Source organism: Parvibaculum sp. (assembly GCF_035511255.1).
Taxonomy (GTDB): domain Bacteria; phylum Pseudomonadota; class Alphaproteobacteria; order Parvibaculales; family Parvibaculaceae; genus Parvibaculum.
The window spans coordinates 1-2,577 of record NZ_DATKFR010000370.1 but is presented as its reverse complement, the minus strand read 5'-3'; the positions used below and the strand labels follow the sequence as shown (position 1 = coordinate 2,577).

Annotated in this window: 1 protein-coding gene; it reads right to left on the bottom strand. The window is 65.2% G+C overall.

Features of this window, described 5'->3' with window-relative positions:
• Window positions 1-2,577, bottom strand: a 2,577-nt coding sequence (locus VMR03_RS14270; RefSeq protein ID WP_325406350.1) for a putative maltokinase, incomplete at both ends; no start/stop codon positions are given.

Genomic DNA, 2,577 nt, shown 5'->3' with positions numbered 1-2,577 from the left:
TCGAGGACGCGCACGGCAAGCGCCGCGAGGCCGCGCACCGGAATGCCGAGCCAGCTCGGCCGGTTCGCAACCTCGTAGAGAACTTCGTAGGCCGCCTTTTCGAGCAGGAAGAGATCGATCAGGGCCGCCCGGCCCTTCTGCGAGATCCAGGGATGCTCCGCGCTGTCCATCGCTTCGTCGTAGCCGGCGAGCAGCGACTGTGCGGCGCGGCGCCGGAAATCGGCGATGAGCTTGCGGCGCGCTTCGGCGGAAGGCGGCGGCAGAGGCTCGCTGTCGACGGTCTCGACGGCGGCTGCCGCATAGTCGAAAGAGCGCAGCACGCCGGCGACGTCGCGCATCGGGCTCGTCTTGGCGCGGCGCTCGGCGAGCGGCCGGGCCGTCTCGCCCTCGAAATCGATGATGATCGCATCGCCCTGCGAAACGAGGATCTGCCCCAGATGGAGATCGCCATGAATGCGGATGCGCAAGGAGTCGCTGCCAGCGAAGGCAAGATCGGATGTCGCGGCGAGCAGAACCTCGCGCTTGCTCACCAGATCGGCGGCGAGGCGGCCCGTCTCCTCGTCCGGCCATTCCGTTCGCTTCGACAGGGCGTCGAGCGCATCGGTGAGCATCTTGCATGCGCCCTCCGCCCATTGGTCGAGCGTTTCGGCATCCGCAGGCTCGGGCGCGAAGTCGGCCTCGCCGGAGGGGGCGGCGAGAAGCGCATGCAGCTCGCCGACGCGCCGGCCGATGATGCGCGCGAAGGTGTCGTATTCCTCGAGCGGATCGAATTCTTCCTCGGGCTTGGTATCGGGGAGCGCGTGTTCGGCCACCGCGCGGTTCAGATAATCGACCGTCCAGCTCCAGCCGTCGCCCTGGTTCTGTATGAAGCCCTGCAGGATGGCGATGGTCGCCTGCTCGCCGTCGGTGCTGAAGCGCGTCACGTCGCCGAGGAATTGCGGTGTGTTGCGATAGCCGAGCGTCGTCAGGTGCCGGCTCATCTCGACCTCGGGATGAATGCCGGGATTGATCTTGCGGATCAGCTTCAGCACCGCGGTCGCGCCGATGACGAGCGAGCTGTTCGACTGTTCGGCGGTGAGCCAGCGCAACGACATGTCGTCCATGAACGGTGTTTCGGCGAAGGCCGGCGAGGAGCGGAATTTGATCTCGCCGGTTTGCGTCGGCACCGTTGTGCCGCTCTTCAGATGGTCGATGAAGCCGCGCGCGAATTCTTCCAGCGAGAAGGCGTCGGTGAGATAGCCGATGCGCCGGCCGAGGCGGACGCGCGCCAGCGCCAGCTGCTGCGGCAGCGGGGATGCGAGGTTCTCGTCTTCCCAGAAAATGCCGAACGGTACGGCGTAGCGTTCGGTGCGGCCGTCGAGATCGACGTCGATGCCGGTCAGCAGGATGTCGCGATCGCCATGCCGGAGCGCGGCGGATCCGGCGATGCGGATTTCTCGGATCCGGTCGCCCTTCGATGCGAACCAGCGGCGCAGCGGCAGATAGGCTTTCAGGATTTCGTCCTGCAGCAGCGCGCGGCGCTCCCCTGTCAGAACGTCCTCGATGCCCTTGCGAAGAACGAGCGTCACATAATCGGTCATCTGTTCCGGCGCCAATGTTTGCCATGCCGGGCCTTCGGCATTCTGGCGAAGTTCGAACCAGTAGAAGCCGTAGGGCGGCAGCGTCAGCAGATAAGTAAGTTGTCCGATCCGCGGAAAAGGCGAGGAGCCCATCATCTCGATCGGCACATAGCCCGCATAGGCCGCGAGATCGAGCTCGACGGCCTGCGGCGCGCGGCAGAGATTGGCGACGCAGAGAATGGTCGTGCCTTCGTGCTCACGCAGATAGGCGAGAATCTTGCGATTGCCGGGATAGAGAAACTTGATTGCGCCGCGTCCGAAGGCCTTGTGCTGGCGTCGCGTCGCCAGCATGCGGCGCATCCAGTTGAGCAGCGAATGCGGGTCGCGCGCCTGCGCCTCGACATTGACGGCGTCGTAACCGTAGAGCGAGTCCATGATCGGCGGCAGCACGAGTCGTTCGGGATCGGCGCGGGAGAAGCCGCCGTTCCGGTCGGCGCTCCATTGCATCGGCGTGCGCACGCCGTGCCGGTCGCCGAGATGGATATTGTCGCCCATGCCGATCTCGTCGCCGTAATAGATGACTGGCGTGCCGGGCAGCGAAAGGAGCAGGCTCGTCATCAGCTCGATGCGGCGGCGGTCGCGCTGCAGCAGCGGCGCGAGGCGGCGGCGGATGCCGAGATTGAGCCGCGCGCGCTTGTCGACTGCATAGGTTTCCCAGAGATAGTCGCGCTCCTTGTCGGTCACCATTTCGAGCGTCAGCTCGTCATGGTTGCGCAGGAAGATCGCCCATTGCGCATTTTCCGGGATGGCCGGCGTCTGCCGCAGGATGTCGGTGACGGGGAAGCGGTCTTCCTGGGCGATGGCCATGTACATGCGTGGCATCAGCGGGAAGTGGAAGGCCATGTTGCATTCGTCGCCGTCGCCGAAATATTCCTGCGTGTCCTCCGGCCATTGATTGGCTTCGGCGAGAAGCACGCGGCCGGGAAAATGCTCGTCCATATAGGCGCGGATCTGCTTC